Below are 23,260 nucleotides of genomic sequence, written 5' to 3'. Positions count from 1 at the left end.
GCCTTTTACAACGTAACACCGTTTTTAAAAATAGCGAGCTCCCTGAAATTGTTTTTCTCATTGTTCACCCATGTTCCGCTGGCTACATCGACGATGTAATCGACAAAGTTGCGGAGCGCATCTTCCATACTGACATCCTCCACCAATGAACCGGCGTTATAGTCGATCCAATGAGGTTTAGCCTTATATAACGGCGAGTTGGTTGATACCTTCATCGTCGGAACAAAGGAGCCAAACGGCGTACCGCGTCCAGTTGTGAAAATGACGAGTTGGCAGCCCGCTGCGGCGAGAGCTGAAGATGCCACTAGATCATTGCCCGGCGCGCTGAGCAGGTTGAGTCCCTTGGTCTTGAGACGTTCCCCGTACTGAATGACATCAGTGACCGTGGAAGACCCGGATTTTTGCGTACAGCCCAGTGATTTATCCTCCAGCGTCGTAATGCCCCCTGCTTTATTGCCCGGTGACGGATTTTCGTATACTGGCTGCTTGTAATCCAGAAAATATTGTTTGAAATCGTTAATCAGATGTACGATCTTACCAAATACTTGCTCATCGGCAGCGCGCTCCATTAAAATCGTTTCCGCGCCGAACATTTCAGGTACTTCTGTCAATACCGTTGTTCCACCTTGCGCTGCCATATAATCCGACAATCGTCCGAGTAGTGGGTTGGCAGTAATACCCGATAAGCCATCAGATCCACCGCATTTCAAGCCGATGTTCAGCTCAGACAATGGTACAGGTTCCCGCCGATCTTCTTGCACGGCCGCAAAAATTTCATGAAGCAACCTTACCCCTTCCTCTACTTCATCCGACACATCTTGGGAAAGCAAAAACTTTACCCGCTCCGAATCATATTCCCCGATGGCTTCCTTAAATTCTTTCATTTCATTGTTTTCACAGCCCAAACCCAGTACAAGTACGCCACCTGCGTTCGCATGTTTCACGGCATCGATCAAAATCGTGCGCGTATGTGCATGATCGTCACCCAACTGAGAACAACCATAGTTATGCTTGAGCACAAGTGCATTTTCAAAAGGTGAAATATCTCCCACTTCCTGCTTGAAACGGTTTAAAATAAGTTCAGCGATTCCGTTCACACAGCCGACCGTCGGCACAATCCACAACTCATTGCGAATCCCCACACGACCGTCCTTTCGCCGAAAACCTTGAAACGTACGACTCTCCTGTTCATATAAATGAGGAGCTGGCTTAGGCTTATAAGTGTACTCTTCTACGCCTGTCAGGTTCGTCTTCGTATTATGCGTATGCACATGCTGACCTGCCTGAATGGGCTGAATGGCATGACCGATGGGATATCCGTATTTCAGAACATGCCCACCTACAGGTATATCCTGCAAGGCGATTTTATGCCCACGTGCTACATCCTCGGCTAGCTCCACCCGTTGTTCTTCTTGTGCTCCCCATGCCAGTGTTTCTCCCTGCTTGTAATCACGCAAGGCGACAGCCACGTTATCTTGATTATGAATTTGAATGAATTCCAGCATTCCGGTTTCCTCCTTGCTTATGCTCTGGGCACGCTGTTCCCGGTTAGAGAATCGAGCGTCTCCTTCATTCCTCTGCTTGTAATTTCATACACGTGCTGTGCCGTTTGTTCAGCCAGCCCTTCGATCTGGTTCAAATCTTGACCCCACCATGTTTGCTTGCCGAGTACCCGCTCAGTCAATTGCTTCGCCCCGGCGAGAGTACCGTCATATTTACTCCACAGTTCACCAAACGTGCTCAACACTTCAGCTTCGTCTGCCAACGCAATCGACTCGCCATTTCTATCACCCCGGTAAAATACGAGTAAGGACGCCAGTGAAAACACGATTTTGGCAGGCAGCTCCTTACGTTGTTCTACATACTGGAGCAAGGATGGCAAGTTCCGTGTCTTGAACTTTGACACCGAATTCAACGCAATACTCATAACATAATGACTTACATATGGATTACGGAACCGCTCAATAACATCGTCGGCATATACATTCAATTCCGCTTCTGGTGAGTCCAGCGTCGGAATAATTTCTTCTCGAATCAGCGACTGGATAAAACTGCCCATAATATCATGCTCAACCGCCTGCCCCACTGTGTCCAGGTCATATAAATAAGCTACAGCTGTAAGCGCCGTATGTGCTCCATTCAAAATACGCACTTTCCGTGTACGATATGGCGCCATATCGTCGACAATCAGGACATTCAATCCGGCCAAATGAGCAGGTAATTCCTCTTTAAGCCACTGTGGCCCTTCAATAACCCATAAATGATACTGTTCGCCCACAACAACCAAATCGTCCTTGTAACCCAATTCCGCTTGGATTTCATGAATTCGGTCTTTGGGATAACCAGGTACAATTCGATCCACCAAACTGTTGCAGAACGTATTTGCTTCCTCTATCCATGCAATAAACTCAGCTCCAAGCTTCCATTGGTCCGCATATTTCAGTACGATTTCCTTGAGAGCGTCTCCATTACGGTCGATGAGCTCGCATGGAATGATGACCAATCCCTTGCTCTGATCGCCCCCAAAAAATTGAAAGCGCTTATACAGAAAGGCAGCCAGTTTGCCCGGGAAGCTCTTTTGCGGACGATCTTCTAGCTGATCGTCTGGGGCATAAGCGATCCCCGCTTCCGTCGTATTCGACACAACAAAACGCAGCTCCGGCTTTTGGGATAGTGCTTCATACTCCAAAAAGTCCGAGCCGTACGGATTAATCCCACGAGAGACGCACTCCACAACGGTATGCTCCTTCATGGCCTTCCCATCCTTAATCCCTTCAAGAATAACCGTATACAGGTCATCCTGCTCGTTAAGCTTCTCCACGAGGCCTCCTGGCTGCGGTTGTACAATCACAACTCCCGTATTCCATTCTGCCAGCTTATTCATTTTGTCAAATTGCCAGTCTACAAAAGCACGCAGAAAGTTCCCTTCCCCGAATTGCATCACCCTCACAGGATGCGGGTCTGTAACGATAAAGCTTTTTCTGTTTAATTGATCTAATGCATCTACTTTTTTCATCCGGAGTATCCTCCCACTATTACCATAATGATTTCAACGTTATTTTAGCATAATGCACACGTTAACAAAATAGTTTTCTCAACATTTTTACTTTATAAAAATAATAATGACAATAATATGAACACGTTAACATAAGAGTTTTGCATAACAACCGGCAAGTATATGGACCTCTTTCTGTTGTTTCGCTGCTGAGCCAAGACGGTTAAGGCTAACTATCACCCTATCCGAGACCTTGTCCTTATATACTTTTCAGGAGAATAGACGCAAGAAAGCACGGGCAGGATAACACTACTTACTAGGCAGGAGGAACATCTATGAAGACAATTGCAGATACTATTGTACAAGTTTTGGTCAATGCAGGGGTCAAGCGGATTTATGGCATTGTTGGAGATTCTCTAAATAATATGGTGGATTCCATTCGCAGCAATGGTCAAATCGAATGGATTCATGTAAGGCACGAAGAAGTGGCTGCCTTTGCAGCCGGAGCGGATGCTGACCTTAGTGGCAGCATTGCTGTATGTGCCGGAAGCAGCGGTCCCGGAAATTTGCATCTGATTAATGGTTTATATGATTGTCACCGCAATCGTGTGCCTGTACTGGCTATTGCCGCTCACATTCCAAGCGACGAAATCGGAAGTGAATATTTTCAAGCGACGCATCCTGAACATCTTTTCGGAGAATGCAGTCACTTCTGTGAAGTTATTACGACACCGCGTCAAATTCCCAGAACGGTGACCATGGCCATTCAACAGGCAGTTTCACGTTCAGGTGTCTCCGTCATTGTTCTTCCCGGTGATGTAGCAGCATTGGGGGCGGAAAAGGTACCCGTCCCTGAACATGTCTACCATCCCACTACACCTGTAGTGCATCCGTCAGCTTCCGAAATTTCCCGACTGGCCGAATATTTGAATCAAGGCAAACGAATTACGCTACTATGCGGCGCCGGCTGTTCACAATCTCATGAATTGCTCATGCAGCTATGTGACAAGTTAAAATCCCCCATGGTATCCGCTCTGCGAGGCAAGGAATATCTGGAGTATGACAACCCTTATTATGCTGGATTAACGGGACTGATCGGGTATTCTTCCGGGTACCATGCGATGATGGATTGTGACGTCCTACTTATGCTCGGAACAGACTTCCCTTACAGACAATTTTACCCTGAAGATGCGATTGTCCTACAGGTAGATATAGAGCCAGCCCATCTTGGCAGACGTACTCCGTTAACGTATGGTTTATGTGGGGATGTAAAAGCCACGTTGGAAATGCTGCTACCGCATTTAACATCAGAGCATGATTCCAAGCATCTAGAGAAAACCGTCTCCCACTATACCAAGGTACGCCAGGAGTTGGATGACCTTGCTGTCGGTAAACCAGGTCATACGCCGATCCATCCGCAATATCTCGCCAAGGTCATCAGTGACGCCGCGCAGGAAAATGCTATTTTCACCTGTGATGTCGGTACTCCCACTGTATGGGCGGCGCGTTATTTGCAGATGAACGGTCAGCGCCGGCTTCTCGGATCGTTCAACCATGGTACGATGGCAAATGCGTTACCACAAGCGATTGGAGCACAGGCCACTGAGCCTGACCGACAAGTGATTGCCCTCTCAGGCGATGGCGGACTCACGATGCTGATGGGCGACCTGCTCACCCTGAAGCAGCATCATCTGCCTATCAAAGTCATTGTTTTCAATAATGGCGCTCTCGGTTTTGTCGAGCTGGAAATGAAAGCGGCCGGATTTCTGGAAAACGGTACTGAACTGGTGAATCCTGATTTTGGTGCTGTAGCGCAAGCCATGGGACTCAAGGGCATCCGGGTTGAAGATCCGACCATGCTGGAAGATGCCATTCAGCAAGCATTGGCTCATGATGGCCCTGTTGTGGTAGACGTGATGGTGAACCGTCAGGAGCTATCCATGCCACCCAAAATTAATCTTAAACAAGCCGAAGGATTTACACTATGGATGATGAAAGCGATGCTGAACGGACGTGGTGACGAGATTATAGAACTGGCTAAAACCAATCTCTTTCGTTAAATATAAACGAGGCAGAACGCATTTCAGCCTAAAAGGGGCAGAAACCATATATCTAGCATGGTTTCTGCCCCTTTGGCCTGCCTGTTAATCAAACGAAACTTAGTGTGGTTTGCCTGCCGTTGATTTCCGCTTCATGAGCGCGGTCTCCATAAATATAAGCTCGCCCTCATTGGACGGTGACTGAATTCGTTCCAGAATGCAGGCGGCTCCGCGCTCGCTAATCTGCTCAATCGGTCTTTTGACTGTTGTTAACGGTGGAGTCGTATACATTGAGAACCCGATATCGTCAAAACCAATGACAGAGATATCCTCTGGTACCTTCAAGCCGTTTTCGAATACCGCATTCATTGCCCCAATAGCCATATCATCGTTAGAGCAAAATACCGCTGTCGGCGGCTCCTGCAAGGAAAGCAATTGCTTCATTGCCTGGCTACCACTTTCAGTATCATAATGACCTTGCACGATATATTCATGTCGAATGGGCTTACCACTATCAATCAACGCATTCATAAAACCCTCGCGGCGTTGCTGGGTAGACTTGAAGCCTTCTACCCCTTCGATGATCGCAATGCGTTCATGCCCACTTTCAACGAGAAAGGAGACCGCTTCATAGGACCCTTCTTTATCATTAGAAATCACGTTTACAATCCCCGCCCCGGACACCTGCCGATTCAGAACAACAAGCGGAATGCCTTGACCGAGCACATGATAAATAAAAGGGTTGTCCGCCTCGCTCTGGCTCATCAGAATGATACCATCAAAACGCTTGCGGTGTATGGCCGAAAAATCAGCGTAATCGTCAATTCCTCGCACAAACAGATTGTAATCTACCCCAATGACATGATTAACACCCCGGATGGTATCGGCAAAAAAACTGGAGCTTGTGCCTTCTGAAATACTGGTGAAAAACAGGCCAATCGTATGCGAGCGCTGGAGAACTAGGCTTTTGGCATTAAAATTTGGAATGTAATTGAGTTGCTCTGCCAACTCCATAATTTTGCGTTTCGTATCTTCTTTAATAAGCGGGCTGTTATTGAGCGCCCGGGAGACGGTTGTATGGGAAACATTAGCCAATTTGGCAATGTCTTTAATGGTAGCTGCCATATACGTATCCTTTCCTTAGTGAGGCTCTAAAAAAATTATATACCCACCATACCACAGGAGCCGCCCGGAAAAGAAGACTTTCACAAATTATACGCGGTTGTCCGCATGTCGACGCTGTAATTCTTGAACCATTTCTGCATGTCTGCTGTCCGTCAGCTTGTACATTTTACCGATGACCAGCATGGCCAAAGCCAGGGCAACAGCCGGATAGAGACAAAGTAATGCTTTGATCCCAAGCAGGGTTCCAGAGGACTGAACCACATTCGGAACATACCCGATGAGCGCTAGTCCAATACCCGATAGAAAGCCAGACAAGGATTGAGCCAACTTACGTGAAAAGTTAAATAACGAGTAAGTAATCCCTTCCTTACGCTCCCCGGATGACCATTCGCCATAATCAATAATATCGGACACGAATGCCCAGGTCACCCCGTTAGGAATACTAATACCAATGAACGAAATACTGGCCAGGATTGTGAAAATGTATACATTTGAAGGCATAAAAAAGTTAATGGAGTCGGCAATGACACTAACCAGCATCCCCAGTATGGCTGTTTTTCGTTTACCGAAACGCCGTACCAGCTTGGGCAGGAACAATACACCCAGTAGCGACGAACCGATAATAATAAAATTCATATAAGCCATTAACTCTACATGCCCCAAGTTATATTCGGCAAAATAGATCAGCAGAGCGGACTTAATATTGTACGCGGATATAGTGAAAATCGTCATCAAAACGAGCACCAGCAAAGGCTTGTTATTCGTAAAAGTATGCACAATAACGCCTATAGATAGCTTCTCTTTTGGCCCGGACTGGCTAATAATACGTTCTTTCGTTCCTCGGTAACATATGATGAAAGCGATCACACCAATGAGTGACATAATCCCCATCACAACCGGATAGCCAACATGGTGGTTAGGAAATAGTAAAATAAGCGGCATGACAACGACACTGGTGACGAATAATGCGCCCAGCGATCCCGCCTGACGGAAAGATGACAATGAAGCACGCTGATGAGTATCCTGTGTAATAGCGGCACCTAGCGAGCCGTATGGAATGTTTACAATAGAGTAGCCGATCCCCCAGATCATATAGGACGCATAGGCGTAAATGAGTTTTCCTGTGGGTGAAATATTCGGCGATATAAAGGTTAGAACCGTAAGAATTGCAAGGATAACGCTTCCAACAATAAGAAAAGGTCTAAATTTTCCACGTGTACCGATATGTTTGCGATAATCAACAAAGGACCCGACAATGGGATCACAGACGGCGGCAAATAGCTTGCTGACCAAGAAAATGCCTGCGGCGGCTCCTGCAGAAACCCCTGCTACATCTGTAAAAAATTTCAGCAAATACAACTGCCCCAAATCAAACATGAATCCGTTTCCAAAGTCACCCATACCATACGAAATCTTTTCTTTCAGGCTAATATGCTCGCCTGTCTTGTTGTCAGTTTGGACGTTCTCCTGCACGATAGGCACTCCCATACCTACACACTCCCCTATGTTTGTAATTAATTTCACAAAATTAGTTCTGGATTTTGCAAAATCCCCAGTTGATAACTATTTTATTTTTAATTGCTCTTGCCGGGAGTTTTGAAACAAGCTCCCGGCAAGAGCCCTTTCTTATGAAGTTAGTGAGTCCTCGCCTTAGGGCGTAGTTTCACTTACTATGAACAACCGTTGGGAAATTAAAATATTGCTCGGCGTTGTTGTAGCAAATGTTTTGTACCATGGCTCCGAGCAGCTCCAGATCCTCAGGCGCCTTACCCTCCTGAACCCACGTTCCAATTAAGTCACAGAGTATACGGCGGAAATATTCATGGCGTGTGTAGGAGAGGAAGCTGCGGGAATCCGTCAGCATACCAATAAAGCGGGACAGCACCCCGTAGTTAGCCAGCAACTTCATCTGCTCCTGCATACCTTCGATATGGTCGTTATACCACCATGCCGTGCCAAACTGGATTTTCCCCACATTTCCACCGGATTGGAAACAACCCGCGAGACTTGCCAGTACTGGATAATCAACCGAATTAAGCGAATACAAAATGGTTCTCGGTAATCCTCCTGCCAGCTCCTGTGCGTCCAGCAATGCCGCCAATGGACGAGCGATAGAGCCATCATTTACGGCATCGTAGCCTGTATCCGGTCCCAATTGACGGAACATAGTAGTGTTGTTATTACGCAGTGCGTGGATATGGTATTGCATAGCCCAGCCATGTTCTGCATACTGTTTGCCAAGGAAAACCAGAACGTACGATTTATATTTCGCCTCCTCTAAAGGAGTCACATGGCCTTCCTCCAGCGCCTTATTGAATATGGCTGCAGCTTCCTCCCGTGTCGTTTCTTCATAGACTACAGTATCCAGCGCATGATCAGATACTCGGCCTCCGGCAGCATGGAAATGGCGCACCCGGCTCGCCAGCGCATTCAAAAATCCTTCCAGGCCAGAAACATCCAGTCCGCTGACTTCACCCAACCGAGCCACCCAAGGCCGGAAAGTTTCGCGATTTATCTCCAAAGCCTTGTCGGGACGAAAGCTTGGCAACACTGCGACTGGGAAATCGGTCAGCTTGCTGATTTGTTTGTGGTATTCGAGATGGTCTGTCGGATCATCCGTGGTGCACACCACAGTTACCTTCGAGTTCACAATCAGATCACGTGCGCCAAAGCCTTTTCCCTGCAGCTTTTGGTTTACCTTTTCCCAGATCACTGGTGCGTTCTGTTCATTCAGCAGCTCAAAGACACCAAAAAAGCGTTGAAGCTCCAAATGCGTCCAATGGTACAGCGGATTGCCGATTAGTGTAGGTACGGTTTTGGCCCAAGCCATAAACTTGTCATAATCTTCGCCATCCCCCGTAATCAGGCGTTCCTCAACCCCATTGGCCCGCATAAGTCTCCACTTGTAATGGTCTCCGTACAACCAAGCTTCCGTAATATTCTTGAACGCTTTATTTTCATAAATTTCTTGTGGACTTAAATGACAATGATAGTCAATAATCGGCATATCCTTGGCGTACTGATGATACAAGATTTCAGCCGTTGGATTGCTCAACAAAAAGTTTTCGTCTAAAAACGCTTTAGTCATTACTTTCTCATCCCTTCTATAATCGTGTTTCTCAACAAATTGTTAACGTTAACAAAAATGCTTGTACTGTACTCGTTTTCAATAATAGCATTCTCCACCACATAGCAGATCTCGTGATTAGGCAAGATGATATAGCTGTAATACGATACCTGCACATCATTTCAAGCCAGATTACTTCACTTTAAATTTAATGTTTACGTTAACAACAATTACATTGTAACCGCTATCCTTTGTAGACGAAAGTGATTTTTATCATGTGAGCGAATAAAAAAAATGGCCTACTGCCATTTGGAGCAGATCTGTTCTATATTTTCCCGATAGCTGATACCAAAAGAAAATTCTACAATTTTTAATTTTCCCCGATAAATCAAACTTTGAAAACGTTTTATGTGTTTTTCTCTTTTTTTCAGAAAATTTCTTTCTTGAAAATACCAGTTATTGCATTATAATTGTAATATACATCCATTGTTTTACATTGAAAGTATTTCATTGGTTTATTTCAAAGATGAAAAGAAGAGGTGGTAGCATTGAGTACCAAAGTTCAAGCTGTTCAAACTAAAACTAAAACCAAATCCGATACAAAAGGAGCCGACCTTGTTGTCGATTGTTTGATCAAGCAAGGGGTTACGCATATTTTTGGCATTCCAGGTGCCAAGATCGATTCTGTTTTTGATGTTCTTCAAGATCGGGGTCCAGAATTGATCATATGCCGTCATGAACAAAATGCCGCCTTTATGGCAGCAGCGGTCGGTCGTTTAACAGGTAAACCGGGCGTATGCATTGTTACTTCCGGTCCAGGCGCGTCTAACTTGGCGACAGGACTTGTCACCGCTAATGCAGAGAGTGATCCTGTCGTCGCCATTGCTGGTGCAGTCCCAAGATCAGAACGCCTGAAACGCACGCATCAATCTATGGATAACGCCGGACTTTTCGAACCCATCACCAAGTACAGTGTAGAAGTAGAACATCCTGATAGTGTACCGGAAGCAATTACTAATGCATTTCGGATTGCGACCTCAGCCCAGCCTGGAGCCACATTTGTCAGTCTGCCGCAGGACGTGTTGACTTCGTCATCCGAAGTAACCGCCATTGAGAAGGTTTCCCTTCCCCAGCTTGGAACCGCACCCGCCGAGCTCATCAAACAAGTTGCAGGCCAAATCAAAAAAGCCAAGCTGCCCGTACTCCTTCTCGGTATGAAAGCCAGCACACCCGAAGCTACAGCAGCCATCCGTGCACTGATTCGAAACACGGATTTGCCTGTGGTTGAAACCTTTCAGGCCGCTGGAGCCATTTCCCGGGAGCTGGAAAGCCACTATTTTGGGAGAGTCGGTCTGTTCCATAATCAGCCGGGTGACATGCTTCTTGGAGCGGCAGATCTGGTACTGACGATTGGCTATGATCCTATTGAATATGATCCAAAAAACTGGAATATTCCTGCGAACCGAACCCTTATTCATCTGGATGATCATCAAGCAGATATTGATCATGATTATCAACCTGATCACGAGCTTATCGGGAATATAGCCCTGATTGTGAGTGGCCTTGCAGAAGAATTGCCTACCTTAAAGCTACCTAAAGCCTCCTGCGACCAATTAAATCGTCTTCGTCATGATCTAAACGAGCAAGAAGCTGTTCCTGTACACAGTCACGATTATCTGATTCATCCATTACAATTTATTCGTACACTGCGCAGCCTGATCGACGATAATGTCACTGTCACCTGTGATGTTGGTTCACACTACATTTGGATGGCACGATATTTCCGTTCGTATGAACCGCGGCGCCTTCTATTCAGCAACGGAATGCAGACGTTGGGCGTAGCACTGCCTTGGGGGATTGCTGCCACACTCGTCAACCCCGGTCAAAAAGTCGTTTCTATTTCTGGAGACGGAGGATTTCTGTTTTCATCCATGGAGCTCGAAACCGCTGTACGTCTTAACTCTCCGCTAGTGCATATCGTATGGAGAGATGGTACCTATGACATGGTCGCATTTCAACAACAGATTAAATATGGCAGAACTTCCGGTGTAAAATTTGGAGATGTTGATGTAGTGAAATATGCTGAAAGCTTCGGGGCCACCGGATTACGCGTGCACTCTCCTGAAGAACTGGAAAGTGTATTGCAGCAGGCACTTCATACGGATGGTCCTGTGGTTGTTGATATCCCGATTAATTATCAAGATAATATCCAGTTGGGACGTAAACTGCTGCCAAATCAATTAAACTAACCTTTACCAAGACTTACTCGTGACGTTTTCGTGACAATTATGGAGCAAAACGTTATTTTTTATGATTTTTTTGAGTTATTCTCGTTATTTACTGAAAATTTACGTTTATTATTGAAAAAGAAAGAAAATAAATGCATACAATTACAAAAGGAAGTGTATTACCATGACCGTTGCAGGACTGGAAACCAAGCAAGAAACTGACCATGATATTTACCAAACGTCCACTATGCTCGCTCTATTAGATGGTCTTTATGACGGAGTTGTTGCCTTTGAGGAGTTGCAAAAGCACGGGGATTTTGGGATTGGTACCTTTGATCAACTGAATGGCGAGATGATCGCGTTCGATGGTGAATTCTATCACTTGCTTCCAGACGGTACGGCCCATCGCGTAAAACCGGAAGAAACCACACCTTTTTCCACCGTCACCTTTTTCCATGAAGATTTCACATATACTATTGACCGCCCCATGCATCGTGAAGAGCTGGAAGCTCTGCTGTTAAAGTTGTTTCCAAGCCGTAATCTGTTCTATGCCTTCCGTATGGATGGCACTTTTCGTGAAGTAAAGACACGTACCGTCCCTCACCAGGTGAAGCCTTACAAACCTTTTATCGAAGCGACCAAATCTCAGCCTACGTTCTCTTTTAACGACGCTTCTGGGGTGATTACAGGTTTTTGGACACCTGCCTATGCTCAAGGTATTGGGGTAGCCGGATTTCATCTGCATTTTATTAACGATGAACGCACTGGGGGTGGGCATGTCTTTGATTTTATCGTCGAAAAGTGCACCATCCGCATTTGTCAAAAATCCAATCTGCACCTGGTCCTGCCCGATACCCCGGATTACTTGAAGGCCAACCTGTCCAGAGAAAACCTGGAGAAGGAAATCGCCGTTACTGAAGGTGCGCAGTAATCGCAGCTATTTAACTCATCAATTTACAGACCCTATAGCCAAACAATAAACAGCAAAAGATCACAGTCAGGAAAGAGAATTACTGCTCTCTGACTGTGATCTTTTTATGTACGAGCGTATATATACGTTACTGCTTATGCTCTCACTCCGGTCCACCTATGTCTCGATCTGATCCAGTTTATCTGCATAATATTGAATGGCACGTGAGTACTCTTGTGTAGATAAATCCGAGGTCGTCTCAGCCACCTCCATTAGCAGCTCCTGCATGGCTTTCCCGAATTCCCCCAGATTATATAATACCATCACGTAAAATACCCGAAACGGTCTGTAATCCGGAAATTCGTCCATTCCTGTGTCCAAGCGGTCTGATACCACAATTCTGCATCATTTTGCTGCTGTTCTAATGCCTTCAAAAGAAGCTTTCGTGCTTCCTCTGCTTGCCCTGTTCGTCTAAGCTCGCCAGCTTGCGCCATGATATCGTTCATATTAATCCTCCACTTCTGACTCATGCCTATCTTTGAGATATATGTTACCCGACATTTGAATGCAATGTAAATGGAGTTTTTCCTAAGATTTAAAATCCAAAAAAACGACTCTCCTTACAGGAGAGCCGCTATATATCCGAAGTTACGGTTTATTTAACCTTCAATGATCCTGCAGTTAGTATTCCTGCTACACGCTGTGCGTCGAAAATACGCGAGAGCTCCTCTACTGCCGTCAAGTACAATAGACCGTTGCCTTCCAGCTTAGGAGAATTGCCAAGTGGAATCGTGCGTTTGATGAGTTGTGCATATAATTCCGGTTCGGTGAGATCACGCTCAAAGCTCGCACTTACCAGCTGCTTAATCAACGCCAATGCACCTGCTACGTGCGGAGTAGCCATCGAAGTTCCGCTAAAAGTCGCATATTTGCCGCCCGGAACGGTGGACAAAATATCTTCTCCGGGTGCAACCAAATCCACCTCATTATTAGAATTACTGAATTCTGAGGCGTGCCTGTCAAAATTGATAGCGCCTACGCTAATCACTTCATTATAGCAGCCGGGGTAGCCGAGCTCGTCCGTTCTGTCGTCACCGTCTCCCTCATTTCCAGCTGCACAGATGACCAAGATTTGGCTAGCTACAGCCTTTTTTACTGCTTCATGCAGCTCTGGCACATCTTCAGGACCGCCAAGTGACATCGATATGATATCTGCCTTTTGCTCAATCGCATAATAGATGCCTTGAATAATCCAGTCATATTGACCGGAGCCCTGCTTGTTTAGCACTTTGATGATGAGCAGGTCTGCCTCTGGAGCAACACCCACGACACCATCCGCATTTTCTGCTGCCGCAATGGTTCCTGCCACATGCGTGCCATGACCGTTATAATCCTTGAAAATTTCCGGATCACCTTGATCATCATCCGTGAAATTCCGTCCGCCAATAATGCGCGCCTTCAAATCAGGATGGTCCGAATCACAGCCCGTGTCCAGCACCGCCACCTTCACGCCTTGGCCTCGAGTCTGGTTCCATACCGCAGGAGCCTGAATCAGCTCTACACCTCGCGGTATTTCATTCACTTGTTGCTCCTGCTTGATCACTTGGTAAGGAATGATATGCACTTTACGTTCCATCCTATTCCCTCCTTCATGGATTCAATCGGAAACCACCCGTCTTTGAAACTATGAAACTTTGAAAACCTCTACTACATTCGAGGTTACTATATTCTAGCAATTTTTGAAAACTTTGAACATCCCCATTTTGCTTATTTTTGTAAAAAAACAGACATCCCCCAATTCACTTGGAGAATGTCTGTTGTAGGTTCTCTATCAGCCTTAGACGGATTCCGCCTGAAGTTCAGCCTTGGATAACAGCGATTTGTGCTGCCATTTCCGGCCCTTCCAGCGTAAATAGTGGAAAATGCCTCGTACCCACTCATCGCAGGCATGTGCAATCCACACACCCAGCACTCCATATCCCATATGAATGCCCAGCACATATGCTAACGGGATTTTAATCCCCCACATTGAAATTATGGCCATCATTAACGGGAACTGAACATCTCCCGCTGCTCGCAAGGAGTTAATGACAACATGATTAAACACTCGGCCCGGCTCCAGCAATATACAGAAAAGCAAAATCGCTGCCCCTAATTGAATGATCGCCGGCTCATCTGTAAAGATCGCCATCACTTCATATCGGAAAAAGGATACTACCACGATTACAGCAATCGTAATGATCAAAGACCATTTCAGGCTCCGTAAAAGTTGATGATAGGCCTTTTCCTTGTCTCCTGCTCCAATCAGGCGGGCAACAATAATTTCCGTCCCCTCCCCTACAGCCATTCCAAATACCATAAAAAAGTACACAATTGTATTCGAATAAAAATGGGTTGCGATTGCCGTTGTACCCATAAAGCTGACAAACCGGGTCACCATCATTTGGCTAAGCTGATAAGACAACCATTCCAGCCCGGCAGGAATACCAATCTTCAGAATGGCTACCAGCTTACTCCATTGTAGCTGTACATAATACCGGATGCGAATCGGCGCACTTACACGCTTGTACAGCAGTAGAAAAATCCAGACACATGCTACAACACGGCTAATAACCGTTGAAATCGCTGCTCCCGCCACTCCCATCTGCGGCAGACCAAACCAGCCATAAATGAGCAATGCATTTCCTGCAATATGTAAAATATTCATACCAATGCCCACGATCATCGTATCTTTAGTAAAACCATGCGATCGAATAACCGGACCTGCGGTTAGCATGAGCGCTTCCAGAAACAGCGAACCCCCTGCCAGCATCATATAAATCTCTGCATTTTCCTTAATCGTCGGAGTAATATGGTAAAAGGATAGCAAAAAATCCCGACTGACAATAAACATCAAGCTCAATGCCAGACCAAACACCAGATTAAAGGTTAGTGCCGAAGCCGTAACACGGCTTGCATCCACATGCTTTTGCGCCCCCAATAGCTGAGCAATGATCACACCTACACCAAGACCAAGCAGATTGAAAAGTATAATCGTAAATTCAATCAACTGTCTGGACACACCCACAGCCGATACAACCTCATCAGAAACATGGCTTAGCATGAACGTATCCACGCTACCCATCAAAATGTGAAACAACATCTCTATAAAGATCGGCCAAGTGATTGCAAAAACCGTCATCGTTTTAATGACTTGCGCTTGCTTGGAAGCGTTTTCCTGAGACAGTGACATCCTTTCGTATTCCTCCTAAATGCGAACCCAATCATTACTTACTTATTACTTATATCATTTATATCGATAACAATTACTCATTCAAAAAAAGTCATATGCTTTTTCATTTTATAATATTCCAGGCGGTCCCGCAATTGTCCTGTGTGGAATTCATACTTATGTCCGTCTGGATCTGTAAAATAGACTGGCCTTTTGTCCTGTTCATTCCGTTCTCGTCCGGACAAAATGATGACATTAAAAGTTCTCAGCTTGATAAGCGTGGTATTCAACATGATTCGATTGTCCATTGCAGAACGTCCTTCTTGTGGTTTTCGTTCAGGTAGACCTCGTTAAAATAATAATTTCTTATCAAAAAAAGACTATAACATCATCAAGATTGATGTTATAGTCCTTTTTTTAAAACTGGTCAAGAAAAAAACATCTTGGTTTTCATAGTTAAATTCTAGACTACCGCTCTTTAATTCAGCTAACGTTTCCTAAGCCTAAAGTATGGGCTTCTCAGACAATGAGCTTCATAAACTTAGTTGACCTACCTTGTAGTTCTGATAAATATGAGATTCAAAGAATAGAAACTGAAAAGGAAGCAAAGAATTCAGGAAAAATTTTAGTGGATAATGGTTTGAATACGGCTTCTTTCCACCATTTCTTCTCCATTTGCTTTCCTCTCCTTATTTAGCGTTTTTTAAGAATTCAAGCTCTTTGACAATACCGGGAAATAATTTATCTAGGTTGTAAAATGCCAGCAATACAATTTGCAGGGCAGCCAAGATAATTGGAACGTAGATAAACATGAAATGAATAGACGCTAGCGCTGTGGCACTGATTGTAGCTTGTCCACCAGCATATCCTCCCAATGCCAGTCCCCAACCGATGAGTGCCGCTCCGAAACCGCCTCCCGCTTTTGTGCCGAAACTACCCGCACTGTACACCAGTCCTTCGGTGCGCATCCCTGTCTTCCATTCGCCATACTCAATGGTATCTGACAACATGGCAAAGAAGGTTCCGAGAATAGCGGCATGTCCAAGCGCTTTAATAACGAGTCCCAGGCAGACCGCCATAAGACTTGCGGGACTGACGGCAATAACAAGCGATCCCACAATCAGGAGGATACTTCCGATAATGGATGAATTTCGTTTCCCGATCCGCTTGACGACGGGTGGCAATAACAGATAACCAAGCAGGGAAGGAAGGAGTAAGGATATGCCGAGCACCCCAATCAGATTGGCGTCTTTTAACACATAACGTGCGTAGTAAATATTCATACCTGTGCCCAGTGAGTTATTTATGAAATAGACCACAGCAAACCCAAGAATCAATTTCCAATACTTATTACGCATCAGCGCTCCAAAAGCACGTCCAAACGGAATTGGCTTCTGTACAACAGATGGAGTAACCCTTTCTTTGGTACTGAAGAAGGTAACGAGAAATAAGAAGGTTCCGAGCAAACCAAACAGAATAAAGGTGAAAATCCACCCCTTTTGACCGCCGCCGAACGACTTCACTAACGGAAGGGTGAAATAATTAATTAACAAGGCACCAATATTCGCCAGAGACATACGAAAAATATTAAGAAGAGAGCGCTGGTAAGAATCCTGCGTTATCATGGAATTAAGCACACCATAAGGGACATTAATGCTGGAATAGATAATGTTCATCAGCAGATAGGTAACGTAAATGTATAGAATAGTGATCGTCATATTTCCACTTGGAACCGTGAACAAGAGAATTCCAGACAACGCAAATGGCCCGGACATCCACAGTAACCAAGGACGGGCTTTCCCGTGTCTGCTCTTCGTTTTATCGATCAAAGCCCCAATCGCGACATCAATAAACGCATCCAGTACACGCGCAACTAGCATTAAAGTACCAATGACCCCGGCGCTGATCCCGATTACATCTGTGTAAAAGTAGGACAGAAAAGTCATTGCGGCGGCAAACAGCAACTGGCTGGCAAAATCACCGAATCCATAACCCATCTTTTCTTTCAGCGTAATATTTGAATCGGTTTGCTTTGAAGCCTCATTTCCCATTACAACAATATCGCTCGAACTTCTCATGCTCATGCTCCTTTTCCCTTGTTATTCTCTACAATCCCAAGCCATAAGGAAAACGTTTTCTTGATAATCAAAAAAACAAGCCGAAATACCTTGAATTCAGCTAGTTATTTGGTAAAAACAATCATTTATCTCCAGAAAATACTAGAAAACGTTTTCCGGGGTTGATTATACTCCCCCTATAAACCAAGGTCAAGCGCTTTCTTTGCTCTGGAATCTTTGTTAAACTCAATAAACTGATATAATAAATTCAATTGACTTTGAGAACCTTTTTCTAAATAAATACTTGCTTGAAAGTCGGTGTGTACAATGAAAATGACTATAAAAGATGTGGCTCGAATGGCCAACGTCTCCATTTCAACGGTTTCCAGAGTGATCAATAACAGCCAGACGGTGAACAGTGAAATACGCAAACGAGTTCTAGATGTCCTTGAAGCCACTCAATTCCGTCCAAATGCCATAGCGCGGACACTGGTAAAGAATAATACATCTCTGATTGGAGTACTTCTGCCCGAGATTAAAAACAATGTCTTTGATAACATGGTTGAAGGCATCAATCAAGTAGCGCATCTATACGGCTTCGATGTCATAATCGCCTTGTCAGGGGGGGACGCGGACTCTGAAATACACTATTACAATATGTTCCGTGAAATGCAGGCGAGCGGAATTATCATATCGGTAGACGGAATCCGGGATGCGCTATACGCGCTCATTGAAGCGGCGGGAATTCCCTGCATCCTTGTCGGACGGGATTTTCGAGACAAATCCATTCCTTCCGTACATGTTGACAACATAACGGCTGCTTTTGAAGCGGTAACTTATCTAATTCAGCAGGGACATCAGGATATCGCGATGCTGCGGGGAGCTGCGGGAGATATTTCAGTGGGCAGTCAGCGTTTTTTGGGCTATGAACAGGCATTGAAGGCCGCTCACCTGCCAGTACGTCCTGAACGTGTGTTGGAAAGCGGCTTTTCAGTTGAAGACGGCGTAACCTCTATGAGAAAACTTTATCATTCAGGCCCATTGCCCAGTGCGGTGTTCTGCGCGACGGACCGAATTGCCATAGGCGCTATGAACTTTCTGACCGAGAATGGGGTGAAAATACCTGAACAGGTCTCTTTCTTGGGATTTGACGACATTGATATGGCTACAATAATCCGGCCTAAATTGTCAACTGTCCGATATTCAGCATCCGAACTGGGCATGGTCGCCGCCCGCAATCTCATTAAGCTTATTAAAGGAGAGGAATTGGCGGCTGTCCACTGGTCCATATCGCATCAGTTAGAAATTCGGGACAGCAGTGTAAAACATGGGGTATCCTAATCTTTGCATGTTCCTACGCGGTTGCTGGAAGTGCTTCACCGGCTAGGATGGATTTTGTCAGCTCCGACGCTGAATAATGGAAACGTTCTCTTGCAAAGTTTTTCCCAAAAGAGCTTACTACATTCCCATGATTATAATAATAATTATATGGGGGGCTTTTTTTACCGGCGGCCTGATTGTAAGTCAAACTTGGTTAACTTCGGAGGCCTCAGAAGCACCTGAATTTGCTAATAGCTTGTTTGTCTCCTTTGCAAATTTAGGTGTCACGATTGGCACCACCTTAGGCGGATGGTTTCTATCACAGATGGGAACACACCTGATTACCTGGAGTGGAGTATTATTTCTGTGCTTGCATCTATCTGCATTGGGTTAAAAATCAAGTTTTTTGATGTACCGAAAAGAAAATATGATCCTTCCTTGTATGCTTTTATCCCTCTTCCTTACAGCGAATCCTGTTCAGCCAATAGGCCCACGCTTCTGTATATTGATCGAGATCTTCCGGATGATGACGAATGCAGGTGGCTATACGAAAATATAGTCCCAGTAACACTTCCCTGTTTAGCTCGTATTCCCCTGTCATCTCCGGCTCAAGCTTCTCTAAGGAAGGCAAAATGGTATCGATGGTCAGCCTATCCGGTGAAGAACAAAAGGCGTATATCAGATCATATAGGGGTTCTCCCACCACGGGATCAGGATCAATAATACCCGTCAATGTGCCATTTTCGTTAAACACAAAATTATGTACTCCACAGTCGCCATGAAGCAAATATTTAATATTCCGTTGCGGCGATCCAGCCACAAGGGTATGAACGAAACGATGATCCTCACGGGGTAAAATGTCTTGTATGATCTTTCCAGATTCCTTCGTTCTGTGCAGCAGAAAATCTTTCCATTCCACAAACGGGTGGTCCGGATAACCATAATGACGTTCCTCACCAAAAGGCTTATAGTACGAGATCACCTCCGTCGCCAGATGAAGCAACAAATTGCTTTTGTTTCGTCCATGATACTGTGTGAGCCCTGACCTGAACGTGTATACCAAATAACGGTGCAACGGATCTACATAAACCAAACGCGATAGTTTCTCAATCTGTACATAGGTATGTAAAAACTCCGCCTCGGCTTTTACAATCGCATGATCATTTTGCTTAATCACATATCGAGGCCTGGTACCATCCATGACAACAACCACTTCGCTCGAAGTACCGCCGGTCAGCGGTTTGAGATTTTGCATATGGCCTTCAAGCACGCCTGCTGCATAAAGCTCATTCAGGATTAGTTGAACGTCCATTTCACGCCTCCCTCCGTGCGTCTGATCCACAATGCGGCTGGCGATTTTTTGGATAATTTCATTAAGATAATCCCACACGTTCGCCAGCCGCTCTTCTTTTAAAAATAAATCTTTTCATGCTCCGTATAGATTTCAAGCGCCCGCTCCATCTTACGCACATAGGCCTCATCCTGACTAGAACATAGAAATGTAATGTGTCCCGCCTGCGATGGACTGGATTTTGGCGAAGGTTCCAGCAAATTACGCTCAGACAACACCTGTTTCAACCGTCTAACTGTTCCCTGGCTCCCGTCAATTAACTGAATATGAGAAGGCAGTAGTTCCCTTAGAATTTCCTTATAAAAAGGATAATGAGTACATCCCAATACCACCGTACCATATATGTCGAGATTGAACGAAGACAACTCACGGTTAAAATATGCGGACATTTCTGCCCGGTCAAAATTCAACTGTTCGCAATAATGTACTAGCTCCGGCAGAGGTAGTGAGTCCACGCTCCCATGATCGTCAACTCTAGATACGAGTGCTGCATAACAAGATTGTTTCAACGTCAATGGTGTGGCTAACACCAGAACTCTTTTACCATTAGCCCGGTTCATCTCGACCGCTGGCTTCACAGCTGGCTCCATACCAATAATCGGAATAGGATATTCCTTCCTTAGCTCCGCAACCGCGATACTTGTAGCCGTATTGCAGGCAATCACCAGTGCCTTAACATCTTCGTTTAGAATCGTTTGCACTGAAGCCTTGACATAACCAAGCACCTCTTGGGGAGTTTTCGTCCCGTAAGGCACATGAAGGGTATCCGCCATGTATACAAAATTTTCGTTTGGCAAACGTCTTAGTGCCTCGGACAATACTGTAATTCCACCCAATCCTGAATCAAAAAAACCTATCTTCAAGCTACTCACCTTTTTTCATTCAACTATGGTGCCAAATCTTGCTGGCACCATGTTCATTTCCTTCTTCGCCTACTTAAACTATTCTCTTCATTAGACTTTACATTTAAATTTTACCGCAAAACTGATATTTTGCAAAAGAAACACTTGAATTTTACAGTGTAAAAAATAAAGTAGCTTTTCAAAGTAAATTTAATATAAAAGCGTTGACAGATATTATCTTTATATTGTAATATTACATGGTAACTTACTAACTTAACTTACTTATTCAACTTACTTAGGGGGAAATAAATTATGTCTAAAGTATTATTTGTCAAAGCTAATGATCGTACAGCTGAAGAATCTGCAACAGTTAAATTGTATAACGCATTCGTGGAAAGCTACAAATCTTCCCACCCATCTGATGAAATCACTGAGCTGGACCTGTTCTCCGTCGAGCTTCCTTATTTGAACGCTAACATGATCAACGGCACGTTCAAATCCGCTAGAGGCATGGAGCTGAACGCAGAAGAAGCTCGCCTGGCAAACATCGCTAATGGCTACCTGGATCAATTCCTGGCAGCAGACAAAGTCGTATTTGCTTTCCCGCTCTGGAACATGACGATTCCAGCTGTACTGCATACGTACATTGACTACCTGAACCAAGCTGGTAAAACATTCAAATACACTGCTGAGGGTCCTGTGGGTCTTGTAACTGAAACTAAAGTAGCCCTGTTGAATGCAAGAGGCGGCGTTTATTCCGAAGGACCAGCTGCTGCAGCTGAAATGTCCTTGAACTTCATGAGTAACATTTTAACCTTCTTCGGCGTGAAAGACATCGTGAAGGTTGTACTGGAAGGACATAACCAAGCTCCAGATCAAGCACAAGAAATCGTTGCTTCTGCTGTACAACGTGCAGTAGACACAGCAAAATCGTTCTAATCATATATTATGAAGGGAAGAGGATATCCGCGCCCTATATGGGCTGGATATCCTCTTTTTTGTTATAAAATATAAAAACACGTGCTCCCCTGATCTGTAATCAAGTGAAGCACGTGTTTGTGATATGAGATTACGATTACTTCTATTTTAAGGAATGAATTGCTGCACGATTTTTACAACTTTACCGTCACGAAGCGTAACATGGTATGGAAATTGACTGAGGTCCAGAACGTCCTTTTTTGCAAAATCCTTCTCAAACTGTGTCAGCGGAATCGATTCGTTCCATTGTACGTCTGTATCTTCTATGTTACCCGTGTGATCATAAATCTGCACCTCTACCGAAGCATCTGGTGCAACCTGATACACGTCATTTTGCACGGAATTGTTTACGATGTAGTAGCCATCCGGCGCTCCATCCAATCCTGTATTTCCTTCATGCTCCACAAATGCTTTGTCTGCCGCCGCGCCTTCATACCATTCAATCGGGTCTGCCGACAAATAAATTTGTCCGTCACGAATCTCCATTTGGTTTATATATACGGTCTCCTGATTTTCAGCAGCTGCGACAGGCGTGTAGCCTTGCGCTGTTGCTCCTGCCGTCGTAATCAGCATCATCATTAAAGCCAATACGGTCCATTTCGAAGCTAGTTTCATCATGTCTGATCTCTCCTTGCCGTTTGGGTATGTACACGGTGTCTGTAAGCTTCATTACCCTTGTGTACTTATCATAAACGTTGCACGGTTAAAAAGTGTATCAGATACATAAAAAAGAAGTTACGATTTTTTAAGACTTGGTCTTAAAACTTGATAACATGTCCTATTTATCTTTGCTATCTTAATAACCCGACCTGACGTGCCTGTTCTTCGGTGAGAATAAACTCCTCATTTTGCCATACTTCGTCCTCTTTGGTTACAGCAAACATCCCCATGATCTCTGTCCATATTCCTTTGTCGACGGCTTCCTTTTGTGTAATGATAATTTTCATGAGAATTCCTCCTCCTGTAGAAATACATGCAATCCAACGCTGTCGATTTGTGTGGCCCACTACGCGAACAGATGGTAGGTCAAATATAATACTTTTATTTAAAGCCTCTACCTCTTATATGGAACTCGCAATGCTTGTCCTAGATTTACATTATCGGAGTGCTTGAGGGCTTCTTGTCCCGCTTATAACA

19 protein-coding genes and 2 pseudogenes are annotated in these 23,260 nt (G+C 44.8%); 6 read left to right on the top strand and 15 right to left on the bottom strand.

Features of this window, described 5'->3' with window-relative positions:
- Positions 1–5: 5 nt before the first annotated feature.
- Positions 6–1,505 carry a UxaA family hydrolase gene (locus JOD82_RS07680; protein ID WP_069010226.1) on the bottom strand — a complete coding sequence of 500 codons (1,500 nt, stop codon included), beginning with the start codon at positions 1,503–1,505 and terminating at the stop codon, positions 6–8.
- 17 nt (positions 1,506–1,522) lie between these two features.
- Positions 1,523–3,016, bottom strand: a complete 1,494-nt coding sequence (locus JOD82_RS07675) for a tagaturonate reductase (RefSeq protein ID WP_209948071.1) — start codon at positions 3,014–3,016, stop codon at positions 1,523–1,525.
- Between the two features lie 314 nt (positions 3,017–3,330).
- Between JOD82_RS07675 and poxB the strand changes: the two genes are divergently transcribed.
- Positions 3,331–5,055 carry a ubiquinone-dependent pyruvate dehydrogenase gene (gene poxB / locus JOD82_RS07670; protein WP_209948070.1) on the top strand — a complete coding sequence of 575 codons (1,725 nt, stop codon included), beginning with the start codon at positions 3,331–3,333 and terminating at the stop codon, positions 5,053–5,055.
- 99 nt (positions 5,056–5,154) lie between these two features.
- On the opposite strand, the gene JOD82_RS07665 is transcribed toward poxB, so the two are convergent.
- From JOD82_RS07665 to uxaC, 3 genes are all read right to left on the bottom strand, one after another.
- On the bottom strand, positions 5,155–6,159 hold the full coding sequence (locus JOD82_RS07665) for a LacI family DNA-binding transcriptional regulator (protein WP_069010228.1): 1,005 nt from the start codon (positions 6,157–6,159) through the stop codon (positions 5,155–5,157).
- Between the two features lie 87 nt (positions 6,160–6,246).
- A complete protein-coding gene (locus JOD82_RS07660; protein WP_029519077.1) occupies positions 6,247–7,647 on the bottom strand; it encodes an MFS transporter in 1,401 nt (466 codons plus the stop codon).
- Positions 7,648–7,822: 175 nt separating this feature from the next.
- Entirely contained in the window at positions 7,823–9,247 is a 1,425-nt protein-coding gene (uxaC, locus tag JOD82_RS07655; protein WP_029519075.1) for a glucuronate isomerase, read from the bottom strand.
- A 518-nt stretch (positions 9,248–9,765) separates the two neighbouring features.
- On the opposite strand from uxaC, the gene alsS reads away from it, so the two are divergent.
- Entirely contained in the window at positions 9,766–11,475 is a 1,710-nt protein-coding gene (gene alsS / locus JOD82_RS07650; RefSeq protein ID WP_029519073.1) for an acetolactate synthase AlsS, read from the top strand.
- A 163-nt stretch (positions 11,476–11,638) separates the two neighbouring features.
- Positions 11,639–12,385: an acetolactate decarboxylase gene (gene budA / locus JOD82_RS07645; protein WP_029519072.1), complete on the top strand. Its 747-nt coding sequence runs from the start codon at positions 11,639–11,641 to the stop codon at positions 12,383–12,385.
- 156 nt (positions 12,386–12,541) lie between these two features.
- On the opposite strand, the gene JOD82_RS29045 is transcribed toward budA, so the two are convergent.
- The 6 genes and pseudogenes from JOD82_RS29045 to JOD82_RS07620 all read right to left on the bottom strand — a co-directional run bounded on the left by JOD82_RS29045 (position 12,542) and on the right by JOD82_RS07620 (position 17,653).
- The gene (locus tag JOD82_RS29045; protein ID WP_239645263.1) at positions 12,542–12,691 is read right to left on the bottom strand and encodes a hypothetical protein; all 150 of its coding nucleotides are present in this window, start codon (positions 12,689–12,691) and stop codon (positions 12,542–12,544) included.
- Positions 12,688–12,870 (bottom strand): tetratricopeptide repeat protein, encoded by a 183-nt coding sequence (locus JOD82_RS29040; protein ID WP_029519070.1) that lies wholly within the window; start codon positions 12,868–12,870, stop codon positions 12,688–12,690. Before JOD82_RS29040 ends, JOD82_RS29045 begins: the two co-directional genes overlap by 4 nt.
- A gap of 149 nt (positions 12,871–13,019) precedes the next feature.
- Positions 13,020–14,000, bottom strand: coding sequence for a S8 family peptidase (locus JOD82_RS07635; protein ID WP_029519069.1), 981 nt, complete (start codon positions 13,998–14,000; stop codon positions 13,020–13,022).
- Positions 14,001–14,201: 201 nt separating this feature from the next.
- Positions 14,202–15,596 (bottom strand): MATE family efflux transporter, encoded by a 1,395-nt coding sequence (locus JOD82_RS07630; RefSeq protein WP_029519068.1) that lies wholly within the window; start codon positions 15,594–15,596, stop codon positions 14,202–14,204.
- 77 nt (positions 15,597–15,673) lie between these two features.
- A pseudogene (locus JOD82_RS07625) lies at positions 15,674–15,832 on the bottom strand (VOC family protein); the annotation flags it as partial.
- A gap of 432 nt (positions 15,833–16,264) precedes the next feature.
- Complete coding sequence (locus JOD82_RS07620) at positions 16,265–17,653, bottom strand: MFS transporter (protein ID WP_039273459.1); 1,389 nt, start codon at positions 17,651–17,653, stop codon at positions 16,265–16,267.
- Positions 17,654–17,959: 306 nt separating this feature from the next.
- Between JOD82_RS07620 and JOD82_RS07615 the strand changes: the two genes are divergently transcribed.
- Both JOD82_RS07615 and JOD82_RS29035 read left to right on the top strand, forming a co-directional pair.
- Positions 17,960–18,973 carry a LacI family DNA-binding transcriptional regulator gene (locus JOD82_RS07615; RefSeq protein WP_165147398.1) on the top strand — a complete coding sequence of 338 codons (1,014 nt, stop codon included), beginning with the start codon at positions 17,960–17,962 and terminating at the stop codon, positions 18,971–18,973.
- A gap of 112 nt (positions 18,974–19,085) precedes the next feature.
- Positions 19,086–19,363 (top strand): annotated as a pseudogene (locus JOD82_RS29035) (MFS transporter); the annotation flags it as partial.
- A gap of 37 nt (positions 19,364–19,400) precedes the next feature.
- On the opposite strand, the gene JOD82_RS07610 reads toward JOD82_RS29035, so the two are convergent.
- Entirely contained in the window at positions 19,401–20,264 is an 864-nt protein-coding gene (locus JOD82_RS07610; RefSeq protein ID WP_209948068.1) for an aminoglycoside phosphotransferase family protein, read from the bottom strand.
- A 98-nt stretch (positions 20,265–20,362) separates the two neighbouring features.
- Positions 20,363–21,166 carry a glutamate racemase gene (gene murI, locus JOD82_RS07605; protein ID WP_209948066.1) on the bottom strand — a complete coding sequence of 268 codons (804 nt, stop codon included), beginning with the start codon at positions 21,164–21,166 and terminating at the stop codon, positions 20,363–20,365.
- Between the two features lie 291 nt (positions 21,167–21,457).
- Between murI and JOD82_RS07600 the strand changes: the two genes are divergently transcribed.
- Positions 21,458–22,084, top strand: coding sequence for an FMN-dependent NADH-azoreductase (locus tag JOD82_RS07600; protein ID WP_029519056.1), 627 nt, complete (start codon positions 21,458–21,460; stop codon positions 22,082–22,084).
- Positions 22,085–22,231: 147 nt separating this feature from the next.
- Here JOD82_RS07600 and JOD82_RS07595 read toward each other — a convergent pair whose 3' ends face one another.
- Both JOD82_RS07595 and JOD82_RS07590 read right to left on the bottom strand, forming a co-directional pair.
- Positions 22,232–22,741, bottom strand: coding sequence for a hypothetical protein (locus tag JOD82_RS07595; RefSeq protein WP_029519055.1), 510 nt, complete (start codon positions 22,739–22,741; stop codon positions 22,232–22,234).
- Positions 22,742–22,914: 173 nt separating this feature from the next.
- Positions 22,915–23,070, bottom strand: a complete 156-nt coding sequence (locus JOD82_RS07590; protein WP_023988309.1) for a hypothetical protein — start codon at positions 23,068–23,070, stop codon at positions 22,915–22,917.
- Positions 23,071–23,260 lie beyond the last annotated feature (190 nt).

The organism is Paenibacillus sp. 1182 (assembly GCF_017833915.1).
In the GTDB taxonomy this organism is placed as follows: Bacteria; Bacillota; Bacilli; order Paenibacillales; family Paenibacillaceae; genus Paenibacillus; species Paenibacillus polymyxa_D.
This window is presented reverse-complemented; position numbering and strand designations above follow the sequence as displayed.

What these genes read in the sequence shown, in the direction of transcription:
- JOD82_RS07600 (WP_029519056.1), top strand. Translation starts at nt 21,458, where the DNA reads ATGTCTAAAGTATTATTTGTCAAAGCTAATGATCGTACAGCTGAAGAA.
- JOD82_RS07610 (WP_209948068.1), bottom strand. Translation starts at nt 20,264, where the DNA reads ATGGACGTTCAACTAATCCTGAATGAGCTTTATGCAGCAGGCGTGCTT.
- JOD82_RS07660 (WP_029519077.1), bottom strand. Translation starts at nt 7,647, where the DNA reads ATGGGAGTGCCTATCGTGCAGGAGAACGTCCAAACTGACAACAAGACA.
- JOD82_RS07595 (WP_029519055.1), bottom strand. Translation starts at nt 22,741, where the DNA reads ATGATGAAACTAGCTTCGAAATGGACCGTATTGGCTTTAATGATGATG.
- JOD82_RS07680 (WP_069010226.1), bottom strand. Translation starts at nt 1,505, where the DNA reads ATGCTGGAATTCATTCAAATTCATAATCAAGATAACGTGGCTGTCGCC.
- uxaC (WP_029519075.1), bottom strand. Translation starts at nt 9,247, where the DNA reads ATGACTAAAGCGTTTTTAGACGAAAACTTTTTGTTGAGCAATCCAACG.
- JOD82_RS07590 (WP_023988309.1), bottom strand. Translation starts at nt 23,070, where the DNA reads ATGAAAATTATCATTACACAAAAGGAAGCCGTCGACAAAGGAATATGG.
- JOD82_RS07615 (WP_165147398.1), top strand. Translation starts at nt 17,960, where the DNA reads ATGAAAATGACTATAAAAGATGTGGCTCGAATGGCCAACGTCTCCATT.
- poxB (WP_209948070.1), top strand. Translation starts at nt 3,331, where the DNA reads ATGAAGACAATTGCAGATACTATTGTACAAGTTTTGGTCAATGCAGGG.
- JOD82_RS07635 (WP_029519069.1), bottom strand. Translation starts at nt 14,000, where the DNA reads ATGGAACGTAAAGTGCATATCATTCCTTACCAAGTGATCAAGCAGGAG.
- JOD82_RS07665 (WP_069010228.1), bottom strand. Translation starts at nt 6,159, where the DNA reads ATGGCAGCTACCATTAAAGACATTGCCAAATTGGCTAATGTTTCCCAT.
- JOD82_RS07620 (WP_039273459.1), bottom strand. Translation starts at nt 17,653, where the DNA reads ATGAGAAGTTCGAGCGATATTGTTGTAATGGGAAATGAGGCTTCAAAG.
- JOD82_RS29040 (WP_029519070.1), bottom strand. Translation starts at nt 12,870, where the DNA reads ATGAACGATATCATGGCGCAAGCTGGCGAGCTTAGACGAACAGGGCAA.
- budA (WP_029519072.1), top strand. Translation starts at nt 11,639, where the DNA reads ATGACCGTTGCAGGACTGGAAACCAAGCAAGAAACTGACCATGATATT.
- JOD82_RS07675 (WP_209948071.1), bottom strand. Translation starts at nt 3,016, where the DNA reads ATGAAAAAAGTAGATGCATTAGATCAATTAAACAGAAAAAGCTTTATC.
- JOD82_RS07630 (WP_029519068.1), bottom strand. Translation starts at nt 15,596, where the DNA reads ATGTCACTGTCTCAGGAAAACGCTTCCAAGCAAGCGCAAGTCATTAAA.